Raw genomic sequence first — 20,272 nt, 5'->3', positions numbered from 1 at the left:
GGTGGCGTCGCCGATGAGGTTCTTGATCTCGCGCGCCGCGTCGGTGGTCTTGCCCGCCAGGGCGCGCACCTCGCCGGCCACGACCGCGAAGCCGCGCCCGGCCTCGCCGGCGCGGGCCGCCTCCACCGCGGCGTTGAGCGCCAGGATGTTGGTCTGGAACGAGATGCTGTCGATGACCTGGATGATCTCGCCGATGCGCTGCGAGGCCTCGCGGATCTCGCCCATGCGCTGGACCATCTCCTGCATCGACTGCCCGCCCTGGCGTGCCGCGTCGGCGGCTTCCTGCGCCAGGCCGCGCGCGGCCTCGGCATGCTCGGCGCTGTTGCGCAGCGTCACGGCGATCTGCTCCACCGACGAGGCCGTGTGCTGCAGGCTGCCGGCCTGGGTCTCGGTGCGCGTGCCCAGGTCGCCGTTGCCGGTGGCGATCTCGCTGGCGGCGGTGCGGATGCCTTCCACCTCGCGCCGCACGTCGCCCACGATGGCCTGCAGGCTCACGTCGAGCTGCGCCAGCGCGCGCATGAGCTGGCTGACCTCGTCCGCGCCGGTCGAGGGCACGGCGCTGCCGAGCTGGCCGGCGGCCATGCGGTTGGCCGTGGCGATGGCGTCGCGCAGCGGCGTCACGGCCAGGTGGCGCAGCCACAGCGCCATGCCGATGCCCAGCCCCAGGCCCGCGCCCACGCTCAGCGACCAGTGCAGACCGCTGGCGGCCAGCGCCGCGTTGCCCACCGAGGTGCCGAGGCTCATCGCCACGATGCGCCCGCCCAAGCCCCAGCTCAGCGCCGTGCTCAGTCGCCCGCGCAGCGATCGCTCGTGCACCTCGCCGTGGTGCAGCCGGTAGTGCTGCGGGTTGCGGCGCATCTCGGCATACAGCGCCTCGGCCGCCGCGACCTGCTCGCGCGTGGGCTTCACGCGCACGGACATGTAGCCCACCGTGCGCCCGTGCTCCACCACCGGCGTCACGTTGGCGCGCACCCAGTAGTGGTCGCCGTTCTTGCGCCGGTTCTTCACCAGGCCCGTCCAGGGCAGGCCTTCCTGGAGCGTGGCCCAGAGGTCGCGGAACGCCTCGGCCGGCACGTCGGGGTGCCGGATCATGTTGTGAGGCTGGCCCAGCAGCTCGTCACGGGTGTAGCCGCTGACCTGGATGAAAGCCGGGTTGCAGTAGGTGATGTAGCTCTTGAGGTCGGTGGTGGAGACCAGCGTCACGCCGTCTTCGAGCACGTACTCGCAGCCGGTCACGGGGCCGGTATTGCGCATGGCAGGGACTTTCGCAATTCGGAAGGGGCGTCGCGGTCGTGATGGCGGCGCTTCGATCTGGTGCCCGGAAGCCGCGCGGCACGGGCTCCGCATGCAGCGAAGCCGTCGTTTTCCAGCGCAGAAGGGCAGCTGTCACGCGATGCCGCGCTGATCAGCGCAGCAGAAAATTGTGACACCGCAAAGTTTCGGCATTTGCCGCGCGATGTGTATGGGCGCGAGGTGAAAAATTCACGCAATTCACCACGCCAGTGCGCTGAAAGTGGTTTTACCTACTTTGGTGCAGCGGGGACTTGATGGGCAAATTGCTGGAATTGCGCATTCCGTTGCTTCCCAGCGGCGGAGGCGCGGTGTACGGAGTGCGGCAGGCCGTGTCGGCTTGGCCGTTGCGGCCGCATCGGGTCACACGCCGCGGCGTGTGACGAAGCCGATGCGGGGCCGGGCGTCGGCTCAGCGTGCCAGTGCCGGCGGCACGTTCGTCGCGCGGGCCAGGCGCTCGCTCAGCAGCGGCGGCAGCTCGGCCACGAGGCGGGGCTTGTGCACCACCGGCACGCCGGCCAGGGCGAAGGCGTAGGGCGCGCGCTGCACCTCGTCCAGCGAGGTCAGCACGATGAGCTGGCTGCGGGAGAACTGCGGGTGCGTGCGCAAGCTGGTCAGCAGCGTGGCGCCGTCGATGCCGGGCAGCAGGATGTCCACGATCAGCACCGCCGGCTGCAGCTCGCCGGCCATCGCCAGCCCGGCGATGCCGTCGTCGGCCACGTGCAGCTCGACGTCGGGAAACTGCTCGCGCACCAGCAGCGACACCAGGTGCTGGCAGTGCGCCGAGTCCTCGATCAGCAGCACCGTGCGCGTGGGCGTGGGCGTCGAAGGGGTTGGCACCGTCGTGCCGCTGTGGTGCGAGGCCAGCCAGCGCTCGACCGAGCTGCGCGAGATGCGGCGGTGGCCGCCGGGCGTCTTCCAGGCCTGCAGCTCGCCGCGGTCCACCATCAGCTGCACCGAGCGCACCGCCATGCCCAGCCATCGCGCCACCTCCAGCGTGGTGCAGTGGTCTGCCGCGTTTTCCACGGCGGGATGTTCGACGACATTGGGGCGCGCGGTCATAGCCCCATTTTTGCCGAATTGGCGATTTTTTGATGGCCCGTGTTTACAGGAATAGCAGTTTCACCGATTGCCGGCGGTGCCCGGCCAGGCGGCGCGCCAGGACGGCTTGACAGCCGCCCCGGCCCAGCTCAGTCGCGCGGACGGAAGCCGATGACGATGGCCGAGGGCACGCGCCCGTCGGTGTCGCGCGGCAGCACGCCGGTGCGGTCCACGGCGCGCAGCACGGCCTGGTCCCAGTCCGAATTGCCGCTGCTGCGCACGAGCTTGCGGCCGACGATGCTGCCGTCGGGCGCGGTGCGCACCTCGACCTCGGCCATCGGGTTGCCGTTGATGTCGTCGCCGAAGACGATGTTGGGCTTCACGCGGGCCACGATGCGCCCGGCGTAGCCGGCGGACGGACCGGCGTCGCGCGCGCCCTTGCCGCTGGAGCCCGGCGAGCCGCTGCCGCCGGGGCTGTCGGGCGAGCCGTTGACCTGGCCCATCATGCGGGCGAGCTGCTGCTGGCGCAGCTTGTCCGCCAGCTCCGCCTGGCGCTTGTCCTCAGCGGCCTTGGCGCGCTTGTCCTCGGCGTCGGCCTTGGCCTTCGCCTCGGCCTTGGCGCGCTTCTCGGCTTCCTCCGCCTTGGCCCGCTTTTCAGCCTCGGCCGCCTTGGCCCGTTTCTCCGCTTCGGCGGCCTTGGCGCGCTTCTCGGCCTCTTCCGCCTTGGCGCGCTTCTCCGCCTCGGCGGCCTTGGCGCGTTTCTCGGCCTTCTCGGCTTCCTCGGCCTTGGCGCGCTTCTCGCGCTCGGCCTGTTCCTTGAGCTTGGCCTGGCGCTCCTGCTCGGCCTTTTCGGCCTTGTCCGCCTTCTCCTTGGCCAGCTTCTCGGCGCGCGCCTTCTCGGCTGCGAGCTGCTCCTGGCGCTCGCGCTCCTTCTCGCGGCGCTCGCGCTCCAGCGCGATCTGGGCGTCGCGGGGCGAGGGCGCCGGCGCCGCCGTGGCCTTGGGCGGCGGAGGCGGCGGCGGCGGTGCGGGCACCGGGGCGGCGGCGCGCGGCGTCGGCGCAGGGGGAGGAGGAGGTGGCGGAGGCGGCGGCGGTGCCGGTGCGGGTTGGGGCGCCGGGGACGGTGCTGCCTCGGGCTCGCCCTGGGCCGGCGGGGCGGCCACCTCGGGCACCGCGGCCCACAGTTCCGCGCTCACCGGCGTGGGCTCCTGCGCATGCCAGCTCACGCCCACCGCCAGCGCGACGATCAGCCCCGCGTGCACGACCGCTGACACGGCCGCGCCCGTGCCCATGCGGTCGGCGTTGCGCGGGCGCAGCGCGTCGCGCTGGGGCGCCGGCGGGGTAGGGCGCTGGGACTGCTGCGCCATCAGCCGCCCTGCTTGACCGACAGGCCCACCCGCTGCACGCCCGCGCGCTGCAGCCGGTCCATGACCTGCACGACGTTCTCGTACTTCACCTGGCGGTCGGCGGAGATCACCACCGGCACGTTGGCGTCGCCGCCCTGCGCCTGCAGCACGCGCTCGCGCAGGTCACCCAGGGCCAGCGCGCGCTCCTCGGTGTCGCCGTTGACCTTGAGCTTGAGCTTCTCGTCCTTGCCCACGATGACCTCGATCACCTTGTCCGGCCGCTGGCTGGACTTGCCCACGCTGGGCAGGTCCACGGTGCCGGTGGTGATCAGCGGCGCGCTGACCATGAAGATGATCAGCAGCACCAGCATCACGTCGATGAACGGGACCATGTTGATCTCGTTCATCGTGCGGCGGCGACGGCCGCCGCCCCGAGCAGCAACCCCGGGCATCTCAGCGCCCCTGCGCCGCGCTCACCGGCGTGACGGTGGCCGGCGCGCCGACGTTGCGCTGCAGGATGTTGGAGAACTCCTCGATGAAGGTCTCCAGCTGGATCGCCAGGCGGTCGATGTCGCGCGCGAAGCGGTTGTAGGCCATCACCGCGGGAATGGCGGCGAAGAGGCCGATGGCCGTGGCCACCAGCGCCTCGGCGATGCCCGGGGCGACGGTCGCCAGCGTCACCTGCGTCAGGTTCGACAGGCCCACGAAGGCATGCATGATCCCCCACACCGTGCCGAACAGGCCCACGTACGGGCTGATCGAGCCCACGGTGGCCAGGAAGCTCAGGTGGCTCTCGATCACGTCGAGCTCGCGCTGGAAGCTCGCGCGCATGGCGCGGCGCGCGCCGTCGAGCTGCGCGCCGGCGTCCAGGCGGCGCTCGCGCAGCTTCAGGAACTCGCGCATGCCGCTGGCGAAGATGCGCTCCATCGGCGCGGCCTCGGCCTTGGTGCCGGCGTTCTCGTGCAGCTCCTGCAGGCTGCGGCCGGACCAGAACTCGCGCTCGAAGTCGTCGTTGCGCCCGCGCACGCGCTTGAGCCCGAAGAGCTTGGCGAAGATTACCGTCCAGCTCGACAGCGACATGAACATCAGGCACGCGATCACGATCTGGACGATGGGGCTGGCGTGCAGCACCAGGTTGACGATGGAAAGGTCCTGATTCATGCGGCGTGGGTCTGTAAGGTGTTGATGAGCTCGTCGGGCATGCGCCGCGGGCGGAAAGTGTCGGCATCGACGCAGCCGATGCGGATGGAGCCCTCGGTCAGCAGCACGTCGCCGCGCCAGGCCTGCTGGTGCACCACCAGGCTGGCGCGGCCGGCCGCCTGGGGCCGCACCGTGACGTGCAGCAGGTCGTCCAGCCGGGCCGGGGCGAGGTAGCGCAGCTCGGTGTGCGTGACCACGAACATCATCCGCTGCTCGTTCTTCAGCGCTTCCTGGCCGAAGCCCAGGTGGCGCAGCCACTCGGTGCGCGCCCGTTCGAAGAACTTCAGGTAGTTGGCGTAGAACACCACGCCGCCCGCGTCCGTGTCTTCCCAATAGATGCGCACCGGAAACCGGAACGCGCTCACGTCCAAAGCCGTTGACGTGGACATGGCGGCGGCCCCCTCAGCGCGCCAGCAGCTGGCGCAGGCGGGACACCGCCTCCTGCAGCTGCGGCATGGCGCTGGCGAAGCTGAAGCGCACGAAGCGCTCGGTGCCGGCGTGTCCGAAGTCGCGCCCGGGCGTCACGCACACCTGGGCCTTGTGCATCAGCTCGAAGGCGAAGTCCCAGCTGCTGGAGCAGAAGGCGCTGGCGTCGGCCCAGACGTAGAAGGCGCCGTCGGGCAGCACCGGCACCTTGAAGCCGATCTCCTCCAGCGCCGGCACCAGCCAGTCGCGCCGACGGCGGAACTCCGCGCGCCGCGCCTCGTACTCGGCGATGGAGTCCGGCTCGAAGCAGGCCAGCGCCGCGCGCTGCGCCACGGTGGAGGCGCAGATGAACAAGTGCTGCGCCAGCATCTCCACCGGCGCCACCAGGGCCTCGGGCAGCACCAGCCAGCCCAGGCGCCAGCCGGTCATGCTGAAGTACTTGGAGAAGCTGTTGACGCTGACGATGTCCTCGCCCCAGCGCAGCGCGCTGCCGCCGAAGCGCTCGTCGAAGCTCAGGCCCAGGTAGATCTCGTCCACGATCGTCACGCCGCCGCGCGCGCGCACGGCCTCGACGATGCGGCGCATCTCCTCGGGGTCGATGGAGGTGCCGGTCGGGTTGGAGGGCGAGGCCAGCAGCACGCCGCGCGTGGCCGGCGTCCAGGCCGCTTCCACGGCCGCGGCGTCGAGCTGGAAGCGGTGTTCCGGCCCGGCCGCCAGCAGCCGCGGCGTGGCGCCGGCGGCGCTCACGAAATGGCGGTTGCAGGGGTAGCCGGGGTCGGAGAGCAGCACCTCGTCGCCGGGCTCGAACAGCACCTGCGTCAGCAGCTGCAGCGCCGCCGAGGCGCCGGCCGTGACCAGGATGCGCGAGGCCGGCACGGCCAGGCCGAAGCGCTCGCCATACCAGCGCGAGATCGCCTCGCGCAGCTGCGGCAACCCGGCTGCAGGCGTGTACTGCGTGCGGCCGGCGTCCAGGCAGGCCTGGGCGGCGGCGAGCACGGGCGGCGGCGCGGTGAAGTCCGGCTCGCCGATGTTGAGGTAGAGCATGGGCCGCCCGCCCTGTGCCGGGTCGCACAGGGGGCCGCGCGCGATCTCCGCCGCGGCCTTGGCGCACTCCATGACGTAGAAGGGCTCGATGCGCTCGAGCCGGCGCGCGAGTTTCATGTCACCGGGGAAAAGAAGGTCGGGAGCGGGGCGCGCCTTCAGCGCCCGGCGCGGGCGCGCGCGGCGGCCACTTCCTGCGGGCGCAGCTCCGCCGCGGCCTTGTCGAGCACGCCGTTGACGTAGCGGTGCCCGTCGGTGCCGCCAAAGCTCTTGGCCAGCTCCACGGCCTCGTTGATCGCGACCTTGTAGGGCACGTCCAGGCAGTGGCGCAGCTCGTAGGCGCCGATCATCAGCACGGCATGCTCCACCGGCGAGAGCTCGGTGGTCTTGCGGTCCACGTGCTTGGCCAGCACGGCGTCCAGCGCCGCGGCCTCGTTGATGCCGCCGTGCAGCAGGGCGTCGAAGTGGGCGCGGTCGCACTTGTCGAACTCGCCCTCGTTCTGCTCGCGCACGTGCGCCTCGATGGCGCCGGCGTCGGCGCCGCCGATGAGCCATTCATAGAGGCCCTGCAGCGCGTACTCGCGGGAGCGGCGGCGCGCCGACTTGGGCGGCGCGGGTTTCTTCTGGGGGGGATTCACAACAACTCGTCCAGCAGGTTGGCCATCTCCACCGCCACGCGGGCGGCGTCGCGGCCCTTGGGTTCGGCGCGAACCCAGGCCTGATCCTCGTTCTCGACCGTGAGGATGGCGTTGGCAATGGGGATCTGGTGGTCCAGCCCGACGCGGGTCACGCCCGCGCCGCTCTCGTTGGACACCAGCTCGAAGTGGTAGGTCTCGCCGCGGATGATGCAGCCCAGCGCGACGAGGGCGTCGAAGTGGTCGTCGCCGGCGGCCATGGCCTTGAGCGCCAGCGGCACTTCCAGCGCGCCGGGGACGGTGACGAGGCGGATGTCCTCTTCCGCCACGCCCAGCGCGCGCAGCTCGTCCAGGCAGGCCTTTTCCAGGGTGCTCGTGATCGCGTCGTTGAAGCGCGCGCGCACGATGCCGATGGTGAGCCCTTTGCCGTCCAGCCCCAGGGGCTGGCCTTGATCCGCGTCCAGCATGTTTATTGCGCGTCCTTGTCGTTGGGAGCGGCGACGAAGCCCGTCACCTCCAGGCCGTAGCCGGTCATGCTGGGCATGCGGCGCGGGTTGCCCAGCAGCTTCATGCGCTGGATGCCCAGGTGGCGCAGGATCTGCGCGCCCACGCCGTAGGTGCGCAGGTCGATCTGGCCGGCGCGCGGCGCCGGGGTGGTGCCCGAGGGCGGCAGCACGCCGGGCAACAGCGCCGCGGCGTCCTCGCCGCAGTTGAGCAGCACCGCCGCGCCGGCTTGTGCCGCCTGCAGCCGCGCCAGCGCCGCGGGCAGCGGCCAGGAGTGGTGGCTGGGGCCCACGTCGAGCAGGTCCAGCACCGACAGCGGCTCGTGCACGCGCACCAGCACCTCGTCGCCGGGCTTCCACTGGCCCTTGGTCAGCGCCAGGTGCAGGCCGCCGGAGCGGTCGCGGAAGGCGTGGCAGTCGAAGCTGCCCTGCGCCGTCTGCAGCTCGCGCTTGCCCAGGCGCTCGATCAGCGTCTCGTTGTGGCTGCGGAACTGGATCAGGTCGGCGATGGTGCCGATCTTCAGGCCGTGTTCCTTGGCGAAGACTTCGAGGTCGGGCAGCCGGGCCATGGTGCCGTCGTCGTTCATCACCTCGCAGATGACGGCCGCGGGCGAGCAGCCGGCCATGGCGGCGAGGTCGCAGCCGGCCTCGGTGTGGCCGGCGCGCATGAGCACGCCGCCGTCCTGGGCCTGCAGCGGGAAGATGTGGCCGGGCTGCACCAGGTCCGCGGGCACCGCGTCGCGCGCGACGGCGGCCTGCACGGTGCGGGCGCGGTCGGCGGCGGAGATGCCGGTGGTCACGCCGGTGGCGGCCTCGATGGAGACGGTGAAGGCGGTGCCGTGGGGCGTGCCGTTGCGCGCGGCCATGGGCGGCAGCTGCAGCTCCTGGCAGCGCTCGCGCGTGAGCGTCAGGCAGATCAGGCCGCGCGCGTGCTTGGCCATGAAGTTGATGGCTTCCGGCGTGACGTGGTCGGCCGCGATGACGAGATCGCCTTCGTTTTCGCGGTCTTCCTCGTCCACGAGAATGACCATGCGGCCGGCCGCCAGTTCAGCGACCAGCTCGGGAACGGGTGAGATGGGCATCCCGCGATTGTAGGCGGCCCCCCGGGATGGGCTGGAGGCAAGCCCTACAAGTTCGCCCGTGCGCACGGCTCAGGCAGCGCGGTTCGCCCAGCGCGATTGCCGGAGCGCCACGCCCTGCGGCCCCTTCGTTCAGCCCTTGCTGGACAGCATCCTCTCCACGTACCGCGCGATGAGGTCGATCTCCAGGTTCACCCCGCTGCCCGGCTTCAAGTCGCCCAGGGTCGTTTCCTGGATCGTGTGCGGGATGAGGTTGATGCTGAACTCGCAGCCCGCGTCCGAATCCGCCACGCGGTTGACCGTCAGGCTCACGCCGTTGACGGTGATGGAGCCCTTGTAGGCCAGGAAGCGGCCCAGCTCCTTGGGCGCCTGGATGCGCAGCTCCCAGGATTCGCCCACCGGCGCGAAGTGCGTCACCGTGCCCAGCCCGTCCACGTGGCCGCTGACCAGGTGGCCGCCCAGGCGGTCGTTGGCGCGCAGCGCCTTCTCCAGGTTGACGCGCCCCGGCTGGTCCAGCCCGGCCGTCAGGCGCAGGCTCTCCGCGGAGATGTCGATGGTGAAGCAGGGCGTGGCGCGGTCGAAGCTCGTGACGGTCATGCACGCGCCATTGAGCGCGATGCTGTCGCCCAGCTCCACGTCGTCCAGGTAGCCCGCGGGCGGCTCGATGCGCAGCCGCTTGCCGTGGCTGCCGTCCGGGCCCAGGGACTGCACGTCGGTGATGCGGCCCAGGCCGCTGATGATGCCGGTGAACATGGATGAGTCGTTTCTGAGGGGAGGGAAGGGAATCGGTCAGAACTCGCCGCGCCCGGGCGGGCGGGCCAGGATGCGCAGGTCGCGGCCCACGGCCTCGACCTCGCGGAATTCAAGCTCCATCGCGTCGGCCAGCGTCTCCAGCGGGCCGAAAGCCGCCATCTCGCGGCCCAGGCCGATGAGCTTGGGCGCCAGGTACACCAGCAGCTCGTCGACCAGACCGGCCTTGAGCAGCGAGGCGTTCAGCTTGTGCCCCGCCTCGACGTGCAGCTCGTTGATGCCGCGCGCCGCCAGGTCCGCGAGCATCGCCGCCAGGTCGACCTTGCTGCGCTCGCACTCCGGGAAGAAGGCGACCTCGGCGCCGGCGGCGCGCAGCGCCGCCTCGCGCTCGGCGTTGGGCACGGCGCCGTAGACCAGCACCTCGCCGGGCGGGGCCAGCAGCTTCGCGGCGGGCGGGGTTTCCAGGCGCGAATCGACCACCACGCGCAGCGGCTGCTTCGCCGTCTGCACCAGGCGCACGTCCAGGCGCGGGTCGTCCTCCAGCAGCGTGCCGATGCCGGTGAGCACGGCGCCGGCGCGCTTGCGCCAGGCATGGCCGTCGGTGCGCGCGGCCTCGGCCGTGATCCACTGGCTCACGCCGTTGTCCAGCGCCGTGCGCCCGTCCAGCGAGGCGGCGATCTTCATGCGCACCCACGGCCGCCCGCGCACCTGGCGCGAGAAGAAGCCGATGTTCAGCTCGCGTGCCTCGGCAGCCATCAGCCCTTCGTCGACGCGGATGCCCGCCGCGCGCAGCCGCGCGATGCCTTGTCCGGCCACCAGCGGGTTCGGGTCGCCCACGGCCACCACCACGCGCGCCAGGCCCGCGGCCACCAGCGCGTCGCAGCAGGGCGGCGTGCGGCCGTGGTGCGCGCAGGGCTCCAGCGTGACGTAGGCGGTGGCGCCGCGCGGGTCGTGGCCGGCCTCCTGCGCCGCGCGCAGCGCCATCACCTCGGCATGGGCCTCGCCGGCCCGCTGCGTGAAACCCTGCACCTGCCAGCCCTCGCCGGCGATGACGCAACCCACGCGCGGGTTGGGGTCCGACAGCCCGATGGCCTCATGGGCCAGGCGCAGCGCCTGCGCCATGGCGAGCTCGTCGAAAGCGGAAAAGTCTGTGGAGCTGTGCATCCGCGGGATTGTGCCCAGCGCCGGCACGGCTCCCGCCGTTGGCAGGGTCGAACGAGGTCAAGGCGCGTCGGCATCGCCGCTGCGGCGCACAGGTGCGCGCAGCGTGACGGCCGGCGCAGCCAGCGCCAGCGCGCCGGAAAAGCCCCTGTCCGGCGCCGCCACCAGGGCGTGCAGGGCCAGCGCGTGGGCCTGGCCGACGCGGTCGCTCCAGGCCACATCCAGCCGCACCTCCTGCAGCCCGCCCTCCAGGTCGCGCACCCGGCGCTGCAGGGTGAAGACACCGTCGGTGGACTCGGCTTCCCGCGCCGGCTCGCCGGCTCCGCGCAGCGCTTCCAGCTCGCGCTGCGCCAGCTGCAGCGCCTGCGCGCGCTGGCGCGCCTCCTCGGGCGGGGCGTGGAAGCGCAGGTGCGCCTGCAACAGTGCCAGCAGCCCGGCGCCCATCACCACGCTGGCGATCAGCGCTTCGACGAGGGTGATGCCGCGCTGGCGGTGGCGGTTCGCTCCAGTGCTGTCCGGGGAAAGTCGAGGCATTTCTGCAGGACGAAGTACGGGTGACCGCTCCACTGTTTCGTCATTCCCGCGCAGGCGGGAATCCAGGCGGCTCCACGTCAGCGCGGAGCCTGGGTGCTGCGAACCACGACCCAAGCCCCGGTGTTCAAACCGATCGGCTTGCGGCAGCTGGGGGACCGCCTGGACTCCCGCCTGCGCGGGAGTGACGAGGCTGGGGGCGAAGCCGCTCGGCTCACGAGACGCCACGGCCTGGACATTTCCCCGGACAGCAGTGCGGATCACTCGTAATCCCTCCAGCTCCCCGGCACCGGCACGTAGCGCCCGGCCTGCCACGCCAGGCGGCGCAGCAGCGCGGCGTCGCGCTCGATGGCCGGCGCGCCGCTGCCCTCGCAGCAGTCGCCGTCCACCAGCACCGCGCCCCGGATGAAATCGCCGCCCGAGCGCGCCTGCCAGTGCAGCGAAGACGCCGCCAGCAGCCCGTGCAGCGCGACGCCCGCGCCCAGCCGCGCCTGGCCCTGCACGGCCAGGAGCACGGGCGTGTCCGGGCTGCCCAGCGCCAAGCCCGAGGGCAGGAGCAGGTCGCCTTCGACCCACAGCAGGCGCGCGCCGGCGGCCACGGCGGCGCGCAGGCCGGCGGCGCAGTCGCCGTCGCAACGCAGCGTGCGCACGGCAGGCGCGTGGGACAGGTCCGCGGGTTCCAGGCCCAGGTAGCGGTGCAGGAAACGGCCGGGCGGCAGCGCCAGCAGGATGGCGTCCTGGTCCGCCACTTGGCTGGCGGGCAGCGCCGTGTCCGGCGAAGCGTGCGATCCGGTCTGGCCGCCGTTGGCCGGGGCGGCGGGGTCGTCGCGCTGCGGCCCCTGCAGGGCCGGCGCATCCACCAGGCCGCCGGCATGCAGCAGCAGCCCTTGGGCGTCGCGCTCGCGGCTGGAAAGGCGGGGCGCCATCGGGTCCAGCCGCAGCGCGCCGCGCGCGGTCAGCGGCGCGGCGGGCAGGCCGGTGAGTGCCGGCACCAGCGCCAGCAGCTGCTGCACCTGCGCCTGCGCGTCCAGGTCGCCGTCGCCGCAGCCCAGGCAGCCGCGCGAGACCAGGCGCAGCAGACCGGTGGACGGGCCGGCTTCCACGCGCACGTCGAAGGCGATCCGCTCCCCGTCCGTGGCCGTGGCCGCGGCCGGCGCGCCTTCGCCGCTGCAGCGGCAACGCCAGCCGCCATCGGCCTCCAGCGCGCAGCCGGCCCGCAGCGGGGCGCCGCCGGCGTCCAGCCGTGGCGCGAGGCGGCCGGTGGGGGAGACGTCCACCAGGCGGTCGCGCAGCGCTTCGTCGGCCGCGGCGCTGCCGGGGCGGCAGGCCGCATCGGCGCGGCCGGCGTTGAGCTGCGCCAGCGCCCACGACAGCCCGGATTCCGCCGCCGCCAGCGCCTGCGCGCTGCGGCGCTGCACCTCCACGCCGCGCGTCTCGGCCAGCAGCGCGCGGTGGGCGTAGAGGCTGGCGAGCAGGGCCAGGCCGCTCAGCAGCAGGACGGTGAGCAGGGCGACGGCGCCGCGCTGGCGCCCGCGCGGTGCCGGTGCCGCGCTCACTGCGGGCACACCCCCTCCACCACGTCGTTGCGCAGCGCCGCCTCGCCTTGCAGCCCATGCCGGATCGTCGGCTCCCGCGCCGCCTGCGCCTCCAGCCGCAGCGCCACGCGGCGCTGCAGCAGCCGCGGCGGGCAGGTGCCGCTGCCCGGACACCGGCCCAGCGGGCGTGGCCGCGCGCAATGGCGCTCCAGGTCCAGCGCGCGCTGGCGCAGCGTCAGCTCGAAGGCGGTGACGGTCATCAGCGCCGGGTCCGTCAGCGGCTGCCAGCGGTTGCCCAGCCGCGCGTCCACGATGCCCTCGCGCAGCCTGAAACCCGCCTGCGCCGAGGGCTCCGCGCCGGGTGCGGTGTCCTCGGGGAGGGGACCGTCGGCGTAGCTGAAGCGCAGCGTGTCCACCGCGGCTTCCGGCGCCGCGCCCTGCAGCGCGGCATAGGGATTCATGGGCGCTGCGGCCCCGTCGCGGGCAATGCCGTCCTCGGCCTGCCGCCAGACGCCGGCGCGGCGCAGGTCGCTCAGCACCACGTCGGCCAGCGCCTGCGCCTGCTGCTCCAGCCGCATGCGCAGCAGCAGCTGGCGGTTCTCGCCCAGGAACTGGCTCAGCAGCGTGGTGGCGCCGGCGGCGACGAACAGGCCCAGGGACAGGCCGACCAGCAGCTCCAGCAGCGTCAGCCCGCGCGTGCTGGATCTCGGCGTGGCGTGGGGATGCATGCGGGCCTCAGCAGCTTCTGAAGCCCGACACCGCGCCGTCGGGCGAGCAGCCGCGCACGCGGCCCATGACGCTCACGATCTCCCGCACGCTGCGGCCGCTGCGCGTGCTCAGCGTGAGCGTGGCGGCCGGGGTGACGGTGTGGCGCGTGGCGCTGAAGCGCAGCGAGGCCGCGTTGCTCTGCAGGCGCAGCGGCAGCGTCGCGGGCAGCACGCTGGCGCGCAGCAGCTGCGCCGGGGCCTCGCAGGCGGCCGTGCCGGTGGCGGCCTCGCAGCGGCAGTCCTCGGGCTCGCCGGTGTGGATCAGCCAGCAGCGCGGCGCTTCGGGGCTGTCGTAGAAGCTCAGCCGCACCGAGCGCGAGCGCAGCGTGGCGCTGGCGTGGGCCAGCTGCACGTCGGCCTCGAACTGCGCCGCCGTGCCCTGCAGGTGCCGGCCCTCGGTCATGGCGGTGAAGGCGGGCAGCGCGGCGCCGGCGGCGATGGCCAGCACCGCCAGCACGGCCAGGCTCTCGACCAGGCTCAGGCCGCGATGGCGGCGGCCTGCCGGATTGGTGCGGGAACTACCTGCGGGGATGGTGCGCATGGGCCTCCCGGGAGGTGGATGCCGCGCAGGGTAGGCATCCGCGCCGCGGGGCGCCATGGGAGGAATGAACTGGTCGGCGGGAGGAGGCGCAGGCGCGCCCGGCCCGGCTCAGCTCAGATGTCCTTGATGATCTGCCGGAACTCGTCCACGTCCTCGAAGCTGCGGTAGACCGAGGCGAAGCGCACGTAGGCGACCTTGTCCAGGGCCTGCAGCTCGCGCATGACCAGCTCGCCCAGCCGCGCGGTGGAAACCTCGCGCTGGGCGTCCTGCAGCAGCCGCTCCTGGATGCGCTCCAGCGCGGCTTCCACCTGCTCGGTGCTCACCGGGCGCTTGCGCAGCGCCAGCGACATCGACGCGCGCAGCTTGGCGCGGTCGAACTCCACGCGCGCGCCGTCCTTCTTCACGACCGTGGGCAGCGTGATCTCGGCGCGCTCGTAGGTGGTGAAGCGGCGCTCGCACTTCTGGCAGCGCCGGCGCCGGCGCACGGCCTCGTCGGTCTCGCGGGTCTCGACCACCTGCGTCTCGCCGTGGCCGCAGTAGACGCAACGCATGGATTCACTTTCTCCGTTCGTTCCGAGCTTGCCGAAGGACCTGCGCCATGGTTGGGCGGCAGGGCTTCGACAGGCTCAGCCCGAACGGCAATCCCGAAGGATCAGCCGTAGACAGGGAAGCGGCTCGTCAGCGCCTTGACCTGCTCGCGCACGCGCTCGATGGTCGCCTCGTCGTGCGGGTTGTCCAGCACGTCGGCGATCAGGTTCGCGGTCAGGCGGGCTTCCTCTTCCTTGAAGCCGCGCGTGGTCATGGCCGGCGAGCCCAGGCGGATGCCGCTGGTGACCATCGGCTTCTGCGGGTCGTTGGGGATGCCGTTCTTGTTGCAGGTGATGTGGGCCGCGCCCAGGATCGCCTCGGCTTCCTTGCCCGTGAGGTTCTTCGGACGCAGGTCCACCAGCATCACGTGGCTTTCGGTGCGGCCGCTGACGATGCGCAGGCCGCGCTCGGTCAGCGTCTCGGCCAGCACGCGCGCGTTCTTGACCACCTGCTCCTGGTAGGCCTTGAACTCGGGCGACAGCGCCTCCTTGAAGGCCACGGCCTTGCCGGCGATCACGTGCATCAGCGGGCCGCCCTGGATGCCGGGGAAGATCGCGCTGTTGATCTTCTTGGCGATGGCCTCGTCATTGCACAGGATGATCCCGCCGCGCGGGCCGCGCAGGCTCTTGTGCGTGGTGGAGGTCACCACGTCGGCATGCGGCACGGGGTTCGGGTAGACGCCCGCGGCCACCAGGCCGGCGTAGTGGGCCATGTCCACCATGAAGTACGCGCCCACGGCCTTGGCCACCTTGGCGAAGCGCTCGAAGTCGATGCGCAGCGCGAAGGCCGAGGCGCCGGCGATGATCAGCTTGGGCTTGTGCTCGTGCGCCAGGCGCTCCATCGCGTCGTAGTCGATGTCTTCCTGGGCGTTGAGGCCGTAGCTCACCACCTTGAACCACTTGCCGCTCATGTTGAGCTGCATGCCGTGCGTCAGGTGCCCGCCCTCGGCCAGGCTCATGCCCATGATCGTGTCGCCGGGCTGCAGCAGCGCGAAGAAGGCGCCCTGGTTGGCCTGCGAGCCGGAGTTGGGCTGCACGTTGGCGTACTCGGCGCCGAAGAGCTGCTTGAGGCGGTCGATGGCCAGCTGCTCCACCACGTCCACGTGCTCGCAGCCGCCGTAGTAGCGCTTGCCGGGATAGCCCTCGGCGTACTTGTTGGTGAGCTGCGAGCCCTGGGCTTCCATCACCGCCGGCGAGGTGTAGTTCTCGCTGGCGATGAGCTCGATGTGCTCTTCCTGGCGGCGGTTCTCGGCCTGAACGGCGGCAAACAGCTCGGGATCGACGTTGGCAAGGGTGGATTGGGTGCGGTCGAACATGGCAGTCCTCGGCTAAGCGTGTGGAGGTCCCGGCGTCCGCCGCGTGCCGATGCTTTTTTCCGGCGGCGCGGACGAGAAGGGCTGCCCAGGCGAACGGCTTGATACGGCCGCGGACACATGAATGCATGCCCTTCAACCGCCCGCGCTCCACGGTGGTCCTCCACCTCGGGGCTTGCTTTTGGAGAAGCCCCTTATCGCCAGTCGCGCGGACCGCCAGTGTAGCGGAGGCGCCGTGGCTCTTGGCCCGACGCCCGGCGCGGGACTTTAGTCACGGCCCGGGTTTGAGCCGCATCAACCGCCGCTCAACCGGTGCGCCGAATGAATTGCCAGTCCGGACATTGGTAACTAGATTTTGCTCAATCCGTGATTTCCCGGCCCTGGCCGGTAGCGCGGAGCGCGACGCCCAAGGGGCCCGGCGCGCCTGAAGGCCGCCGGACGCCGCGGGCAGCGGCACCGCAAGCCGTACCGAACTCGAAGAACCCCCCAGCGGAGAGCGCCTCATGCGTCAGTTCCTCGCCAACCTGAAGTTGGCCCACAAGTTCATGCTCATCGGCGCCGTGGCGGCGCTGATGGCGCTGCTGCCGTGCGTGCTGGCGGTCAACACCTTCCTGGAGCAGCTGGGCCTGGCGAAGTCGGAGCTCGCGGGCATCGACCCCGCGCGCGACGTGCTGCGCCTGGTCCAGCTCACGCAGCAGCACCGCGGCCAGTCGGCGGCCGTGCTCGGCGGCGACGCCTCGGTGGCCCCGGCGCGACAGGAGAAGCAGGCGCTGGTGGAGGGCGTGCTGGGCCAGGCCAAGGCCTCGGTGGCGGCGCTGGGCGATGCTAGGCTCGCCGGCTCGGTGGGCGAGATCGAGCGCGACTGGCAGGCGCTGGCGGCCGACGTGGGCGGCCAGCGCGTGGACGGCCCGCAGAGCTTCGCGCGCCACACCGCGCTGGTGGGCCGCGAGCTGGCGCTGCTGGAGGACGTGGCCAACGCCAGCGGCATCGTGCTGCACCCGGATGCACCGGGCTACTTCCTGCAGCTCGGCGTGCTCACGCAGCTGCCGCGCCTGACGGAGGCGCTGGGCCAGGCCCGCGCCCAGGGCGTGCGGCTGCTGGTCAAGGGCGAGGCCACGCCGGAACAGAAGGCGCGCGTGGACATGCTGATGGTCACGGCGCGCCGCTACGCCGACGACGCCGCCAAGGCCCTGGCGCTGGCCGGGCAGCACGACGCCGCGCTGGGCCAGGCCATCGCCGCGCCGCTGGCCGCGGCGCGTGCCGCCGCCGAGGAAGGGGTCAAGCTGGTGGACGAGCGCATCGTGCGCGCCGAGGCGCTGACCCAGCCCGCGGCGGAGTTCAGCGCCGGCATCACGCGCGTGATCGACCAGCAGTTCACGCTTATCGACGCCTCGCTCAAGCAGCTCGAAGCGCAGCTGCAGCACAGCGTCTCGCACGCGCGCCAGGCGCTGGCGGTGCTGCTGGGCGCCACCGCCGGGCTGCTGCTGCTGGGGCTGTGGATCATGTGGGCCGTCACGCACAGCATCAGCGAGTCCATCGCCCACGCGCTGGGCCTGGCCGAGGCCGTGGCCGCGGGCGACCTCAACAACCGCATCGAGGGCGGTGGGCGCGACGAGGTCGGCCGGCTGCTGCAGGCGCTGGGCATCATGAACGGCAGCCTGGCGCGCGTGGTGTCCTCGGTGCGCAGCTGCACCGACCTCATCGCCACCGGCTCGCGCCAGATCGCCGGCGGCAACGCCGACCTGTCGCAGCGCACCGAGGCGCAGGCCAGCAGCCTGCAGGAGACGGCCGCCTCCATGGAGCAGATGTCGGCCACCGTGCACACCAGCGCCGACACGGCGCAGCAGGCCACGCAGCTCGCCGGCGACGCCAGCCGCGCCGCCTCCAAGGGCGGCGAGGTCGTGGGCCAGGTGGTGGGCACGATGCGCGAGATCAACGCCGCCTCGCACAAGATCGCCCAGATCACCGGGCTGATCGACGGCATCGCGTTCCAGACCAACATCCTGGCGCTCAACGCCGCGGTGGAAGCCGCGCGCGCCGGTGACGCCGGGCGCGGCTTCGCGGTGGTGGCGGGCGAGGTGCGCACGCTGGCGCAGCGCTCGGCCGGCGCCGCGCGGGAGATCAAGGGTCTGATCGAGGAGAGCCTGACCAAGGCCCAGGCCGGCAGCGCGCTGGCCGACCAGGCCGGCCAGGCCATGGGCGAGATCGTGGGCCAGGTGGAGCGCGTGCGGCAGCTCATCGCCGACATCAACAGCGCCACCAACCAGCAGGCCGACGGCATCGGCCAGATCAACGAGGCCGTGACGCAGCTCGACCGCGCCACGCAGCAGAACGCCGCGCTGGTGGAGGAGTCCGCCGCCGCGGCCAGCAGCCTGCAGCAGCAGGCCGAGCAGCTGGTGCAGGCGGTGGCGGCGTTCCGGCTGCCGGAAGGGGTGAGCAGCCGCGCGGCAGCACTGGCCTGAACACAGCGCGGCCCGGGCCCGCGAAAGCGGGAGGCTCCTGGCAGGACCGGATTGTCTTGTCTCGGAAGTCGATGACGCGCCGCCGGGCCCGGCGCTTCGCTTGCCTAGAATCGGCGGCTTTTGGCTGCCTGCCTCCCTACATGACCACTCCTGATGCTTTGAGCCGCCCCAGCTGGCGGCGGCGTGCCGTGCTGGCCGCGCTCGGCGCGGCGGCGGGTGCGCCGGCGCTGGCGCAGTTCCGTGTCGAGATCAGCGGCGTCGGCGCGACGCAGATCCCGATCGCCATCGGGCGCTTCCGCGACGAAAAACTCGGCGGCCAGCCCATCAGCGAGATCGTGCGCGCCGACCTGGAGCGCAGCGGCCTGTTCCGCGCCATCGAGGCGCCGGGCGTGCTCGACGAGGGCGCGCTGCCGGTGATGAGCGAGTGGAAGGGCCGCAACGTGGACGCGCTGGCGGTGGGCTCGGTGAGCCGCCTGGCCGACGGCCGCTTCGACGTGCGCCACAAGCTGTGGGACGTGGTCAAGGGCGAGGACCTGGGCGGCCAGGCCTACGCGGTGCCCAGCGCCGACCTGCGCCTGGCCGCGCACCGCGTGGCCGACGCCATCTACGAGAAGCTCACGGGCGAGAAGGGCGTGTTCTCCACCCGCATCGCCTACGTCACGCGCGCCGCCGGCCGCTACACGCTGCGCGTCACGGACGCCGACGGCGAGGGCGGGCAGGTCGCGCTGGCGAGCCCCGAGCCGATCATCTCGCCGGCCTGGTCGCCCAACGGGCGCGAGCTGGCCTACGTCAGCTTCGAGACGCAGAAGGCCGTGGTCTGGGTGCAGGACATCTCCAGCGGCGCGCGGCGCAAGGTGGCCGACTTCCGCGGCAGCAACAGCGCCCCGGCCTGGTCTCCCGACGGCGGCCAGATCGCGCTCACGCTCTCGCGCGAGGGCGGCTCGCAGCTGCACCTGATGGACCGCAGCGGCGGCAACGTGCGGCGCCTGACCAGCAGCTCCGCCATCGACACCGAGCCGGTGTTCAGCCCCGACGGGCGCCAGATCTACTTCGTGAGCGACCGCGGCGGCAGCCCGCAGGTCTACCGCATGGGCACGGGCGGCGGCAGCCCGGAGCGCGTGACCTTCAACGGCGGCTACAACATCAGCCCCGCCATCAGCCCCGACGGGCGCTCCATGGCCTACATCACGCGCCAGGGCGGTGCCTTCAAGCTGATGGTGATGGACCTCGGCAACGGCGACGTGCGCGCGCTCACCGACACCTCGGACGACGAGAGCCCCAGCTTCGCCCCCAACGGCCGGCTGATCATCTACGCCACCCGCAGCGGCGGGCGCGACGTGCTCATGACCACCACGCTGGACGGCCGCATCAAGACGCGGCTGCTGTCCTCGGGCCTGGACGTGCGCGAGCCCGTGTGGGGCCCCTTCGGTCGTTGAGACGGCAACCGCGGCAGCCCCGGTTCTTGGCGGGGCGCCACGGGCTTTGAGTCAGAATCCCTTTTTATTTTTTCGTCAAGGAGTGGAAACGATGAATGCAATGCGTGGCAGCCTGGGTGCGCTGGCAGTGGCGGCCCTGCTGGCCGGTTGCGCCTCGGGCGTGAAGCTCAACGAGACCCCGGTGGAGACGCGCACGCCCGTGGCGGCCGACGCCAACGCGGGTGCCGGCGCCGGTGCGGGCGGTGCGCCGCAGTCGCAGGTCACGACGGTGAGCGTGGACCCGAACGCCGCGGCAGCCAATGCGCCGCGCGTCGTGTACTTCGACTTCGACAGCTTCGTGGTCAAGGACGAGTACCGCTCGGTGGTGGAGACGCAGGCCAAGCGCCTGAACGCCGACAAGGGCAAGCGCGTGAGCATCGAGGGCCACACCGACGAGCGCGGTGGCCGCGAGTACAACCTGGCGCTGGGCCAGAAGCGCGCCGAGGCCGTGGCGCGCTCCATGACCCTGCTGGGCGTCAACGCCGCCCAGATGGAGCCGGTGAGCTTCGGCGAGGAGCGTCCGGCGGTGCAGGGCAGCGACGAAGGCGCCTGGGCCAAGAACCGTCGCGCCGAGATCAAGGACCGCTGA

21 protein-coding genes and 1 riboswitch are annotated in these 20,272 nt (G+C 72.3%); of the genes, 3 read left to right on the top strand and 18 right to left on the bottom strand.

Annotated features, from left to right (window positions below):
- The 18 genes from H537_RS0108780 to glyA form a co-directional block, all read right to left on the bottom strand.
- A partial coding sequence (locus H537_RS0108780) for a methyl-accepting chemotaxis protein (protein ID WP_028997623.1) occupies nucleotides 1–1,254 on the bottom strand: 1,254 nt, incomplete at its 3' end.
- Nucleotides 1,255–1,701: 447 nt separating this feature from the next.
- Entirely contained in the window at nucleotides 1,702–2,352 is a 651-nt protein-coding gene (locus H537_RS41885) for a response regulator (protein WP_051242187.1), read from the bottom strand.
- A 128-nt stretch (nucleotides 2,353–2,480) separates the two neighbouring features.
- Entirely contained in the window at nucleotides 2,481–3,698 is a 1,218-nt protein-coding gene (gene tolA / locus H537_RS0108770) for a cell envelope integrity protein TolA (protein ID WP_051242185.1), read from the bottom strand.
- On the bottom strand, nucleotides 3,698–4,129 hold the full coding sequence (gene tolR / locus H537_RS0108765) for a protein TolR (RefSeq protein ID WP_028997621.1): 432 nt from the start codon (nucleotides 4,127–4,129) through the stop codon (nucleotides 3,698–3,700). The genes tolA and tolR overlap by 1 nt, the downstream gene beginning before the upstream one ends.
- Nucleotide 4,130: 1 nt before the next feature.
- Nucleotides 4,131–4,838 (bottom strand): protein TolQ, encoded by a 708-nt coding sequence (gene tolQ / locus H537_RS0108760; RefSeq protein WP_028997620.1) that lies wholly within the window; start codon nucleotides 4,836–4,838, stop codon nucleotides 4,131–4,133.
- Nucleotides 4,835–5,182: a YbgC/FadM family acyl-CoA thioesterase gene (locus H537_RS0108755; RefSeq protein ID WP_375136316.1), complete on the bottom strand. Its 348-nt coding sequence runs from the start codon at nucleotides 5,180–5,182 to the stop codon at nucleotides 4,835–4,837. Before H537_RS0108755 ends, tolQ begins: the two co-directional genes overlap by 4 nt.
- A gap of 97 nt (nucleotides 5,183–5,279) precedes the next feature.
- Nucleotides 5,280–6,464: a pyridoxal phosphate-dependent aminotransferase gene (locus tag H537_RS0108750; RefSeq protein ID WP_028997618.1), complete on the bottom strand. Its 1,185-nt coding sequence runs from the start codon at nucleotides 6,462–6,464 to the stop codon at nucleotides 5,280–5,282.
- Nucleotides 6,465–6,502: 38 nt separating this feature from the next.
- Nucleotides 6,503–6,982: a transcription antitermination factor NusB gene (nusB, locus tag H537_RS0108745; protein ID WP_028997617.1), complete on the bottom strand. Its 480-nt coding sequence runs from the start codon at nucleotides 6,980–6,982 to the stop codon at nucleotides 6,503–6,505.
- Nucleotides 6,979–7,446: a 6,7-dimethyl-8-ribityllumazine synthase gene (gene ribH, locus H537_RS0108740; RefSeq protein ID WP_028997616.1), complete on the bottom strand. Its 468-nt coding sequence runs from the start codon at nucleotides 7,444–7,446 to the stop codon at nucleotides 6,979–6,981. The genes nusB and ribH overlap by 4 nt, the downstream gene beginning before the upstream one ends.
- A gap of 2 nt (nucleotides 7,447–7,448) precedes the next feature.
- Nucleotides 7,449–8,564, bottom strand: a complete 1,116-nt coding sequence (gene ribBA / locus H537_RS0108735) for a bifunctional 3,4-dihydroxy-2-butanone-4-phosphate synthase/GTP cyclohydrolase II (protein WP_028997615.1) — start codon at nucleotides 8,562–8,564, stop codon at nucleotides 7,449–7,451.
- Nucleotides 8,565–8,693: 129 nt separating this feature from the next.
- Nucleotides 8,694–9,314 (bottom strand): riboflavin synthase, encoded by a 621-nt coding sequence (locus H537_RS0108730; RefSeq protein ID WP_028997614.1) that lies wholly within the window; start codon nucleotides 9,312–9,314, stop codon nucleotides 8,694–8,696.
- Nucleotides 9,315–9,350: 36 nt separating this feature from the next.
- Complete coding sequence (gene ribD / locus H537_RS0108725; RefSeq protein ID WP_238446634.1) at nucleotides 9,351–10,475, bottom strand: bifunctional diaminohydroxyphosphoribosylaminopyrimidine deaminase/5-amino-6-(5-phosphoribosylamino)uracil reductase RibD; 1,125 nt, start codon at nucleotides 10,473–10,475, stop codon at nucleotides 9,351–9,353.
- Between the two features lie 57 nt (nucleotides 10,476–10,532).
- Complete coding sequence (locus H537_RS0108720; RefSeq protein ID WP_028997612.1) at nucleotides 10,533–11,006, bottom strand: type IV pilus modification PilV family protein; 474 nt, start codon at nucleotides 11,004–11,006, stop codon at nucleotides 10,533–10,535.
- Between the two features lie 257 nt (nucleotides 11,007–11,263).
- Nucleotides 11,264–12,568, bottom strand: coding sequence for a hypothetical protein (locus tag H537_RS0108715; RefSeq protein ID WP_156901548.1), 1,305 nt, complete (start codon nucleotides 12,566–12,568; stop codon nucleotides 11,264–11,266).
- Nucleotides 12,556–13,266 (bottom strand): prepilin-type N-terminal cleavage/methylation domain-containing protein, encoded by a 711-nt coding sequence (locus tag H537_RS0108710; protein WP_028997610.1) that lies wholly within the window; start codon nucleotides 13,264–13,266, stop codon nucleotides 12,556–12,558. The genes H537_RS0108715 and H537_RS0108710 overlap by 13 nt, the downstream gene beginning before the upstream one ends.
- A 7-nt stretch (nucleotides 13,267–13,273) precedes the next feature.
- Entirely contained in the window at nucleotides 13,274–13,846 is a 573-nt protein-coding gene (locus tag H537_RS41880) for a GspH/FimT family pseudopilin (RefSeq protein ID WP_051242183.1), read from the bottom strand.
- Nucleotides 13,847–13,959: 113 nt separating this feature from the next.
- Nucleotides 13,960–14,397, bottom strand: a complete 438-nt coding sequence (nrdR, locus tag H537_RS0108700; RefSeq protein WP_028997609.1) for a transcriptional regulator NrdR — start codon at nucleotides 14,395–14,397, stop codon at nucleotides 13,960–13,962.
- Nucleotides 14,398–14,498: 101 nt separating this feature from the next.
- Nucleotides 14,499–15,749 (bottom strand): serine hydroxymethyltransferase, encoded by a 1,251-nt coding sequence (glyA, locus tag H537_RS0108695; RefSeq protein ID WP_028997608.1) that lies wholly within the window; start codon nucleotides 15,747–15,749, stop codon nucleotides 14,499–14,501.
- A gap of 76 nt (nucleotides 15,750–15,825) precedes the next feature.
- A riboswitch (ZMP/ZTP riboswitch) is annotated at nucleotides 15,826–15,964 on the bottom strand.
- A 285-nt stretch (nucleotides 15,965–16,249) separates the two neighbouring features.
- Here glyA and H537_RS56490 point away from each other — a divergent pair.
- From H537_RS56490 to pal, 3 genes are all read left to right on the top strand, one after another.
- Nucleotides 16,250–18,208 carry a methyl-accepting chemotaxis protein gene (locus tag H537_RS56490; RefSeq protein ID WP_028997607.1) on the top strand — a complete coding sequence of 653 codons (1,959 nt, stop codon included), beginning with the start codon at nucleotides 16,250–16,252 and terminating at the stop codon, nucleotides 18,206–18,208.
- Nucleotides 18,209–18,348: 140 nt separating this feature from the next.
- Nucleotides 18,349–19,644, top strand: coding sequence for a Tol-Pal system beta propeller repeat protein TolB (tolB, locus tag H537_RS0108685; protein WP_028997606.1), 1,296 nt, complete (start codon nucleotides 18,349–18,351; stop codon nucleotides 19,642–19,644).
- Between the two features lie 91 nt (nucleotides 19,645–19,735).
- The gene (gene pal / locus H537_RS0108680) at nucleotides 19,736–20,272 is read left to right on the top strand and encodes a peptidoglycan-associated lipoprotein Pal (RefSeq protein WP_028997605.1); all 537 of its coding nucleotides are present in this window, start codon (nucleotides 19,736–19,738) and stop codon (nucleotides 20,270–20,272) included.

The organism is Azohydromonas australica DSM 1124, assembly GCF_000430725.1.
GTDB lineage: Bacteria > Pseudomonadota > Gammaproteobacteria > Burkholderiales > Burkholderiaceae_C > Azohydromonas > Azohydromonas australica.
Note: the sequence above shows the minus strand (reverse complement) of the source record. Positions and strands in the feature narration are given on the sequence as shown.

Coding starts and splice junctions, on each gene's coding strand:
- ribBA (WP_028997615.1), bottom strand. CDS start 8,564: ATGCCCATCTCACCCGTTCCCGAGCTGGTCGCTGAACTGGCGGCCGGC.
- H537_RS0108720 (WP_028997612.1), bottom strand. CDS start 11,006: ATGCCTCGACTTTCCCCGGACAGCACTGGAGCGAACCGCCACCGCCAG.
- H537_RS41885 (WP_051242187.1), bottom strand. CDS start 2,352: ATGACCGCGCGCCCCAATGTCGTCGAACATCCCGCCGTGGAAAACGCG.
- H537_RS0108710 (WP_028997610.1), bottom strand. CDS start 13,266: ATGCATCCCCACGCCACGCCGAGATCCAGCACGCGCGGGCTGACGCTG.
- H537_RS56490 (WP_028997607.1), top strand. CDS start 16,250: ATGCGTCAGTTCCTCGCCAACCTGAAGTTGGCCCACAAGTTCATGCTC.
- tolR (WP_028997621.1), bottom strand. CDS start 4,129: ATGCCCGGGGTTGCTGCTCGGGGCGGCGGCCGTCGCCGCCGCACGATG.
- ribH (WP_028997616.1), bottom strand. CDS start 7,446: ATGCTGGACGCGGATCAAGGCCAGCCCCTGGGGCTGGACGGCAAAGGG.
- H537_RS0108730 (WP_028997614.1), bottom strand. CDS start 9,314: ATGTTCACCGGCATCATCAGCGGCCTGGGCCGCATCACCGACGTGCAG.
- H537_RS41880 (WP_051242183.1), bottom strand. CDS start 13,846: ATGCGCACCATCCCCGCAGGTAGTTCCCGCACCAATCCGGCAGGCCGC.
- tolB (WP_028997606.1), top strand. CDS start 18,349: ATGACCACTCCTGATGCTTTGAGCCGCCCCAGCTGGCGGCGGCGTGCC.
- tolA (WP_051242185.1), bottom strand. CDS start 3,698: ATGGCGCAGCAGTCCCAGCGCCCTACCCCGCCGGCGCCCCAGCGCGAC.
- H537_RS0108750 (WP_028997618.1), bottom strand. CDS start 6,464: ATGAAACTCGCGCGCCGGCTCGAGCGCATCGAGCCCTTCTACGTCATG.
- pal (WP_028997605.1), top strand. CDS start 19,736: ATGAATGCAATGCGTGGCAGCCTGGGTGCGCTGGCAGTGGCGGCCCTG.
- ribD (WP_238446634.1), bottom strand. CDS start 10,475: ATGCACAGCTCCACAGACTTTTCCGCTTTCGACGAGCTCGCCATGGCG.
- tolQ (WP_028997620.1), bottom strand. CDS start 4,838: ATGAATCAGGACCTTTCCATCGTCAACCTGGTGCTGCACGCCAGCCCC.
- nrdR (WP_028997609.1), bottom strand. CDS start 14,397: ATGCGTTGCGTCTACTGCGGCCACGGCGAGACGCAGGTGGTCGAGACC.
- glyA (WP_028997608.1), bottom strand. CDS start 15,749: ATGTTCGACCGCACCCAATCCACCCTTGCCAACGTCGATCCCGAGCTG.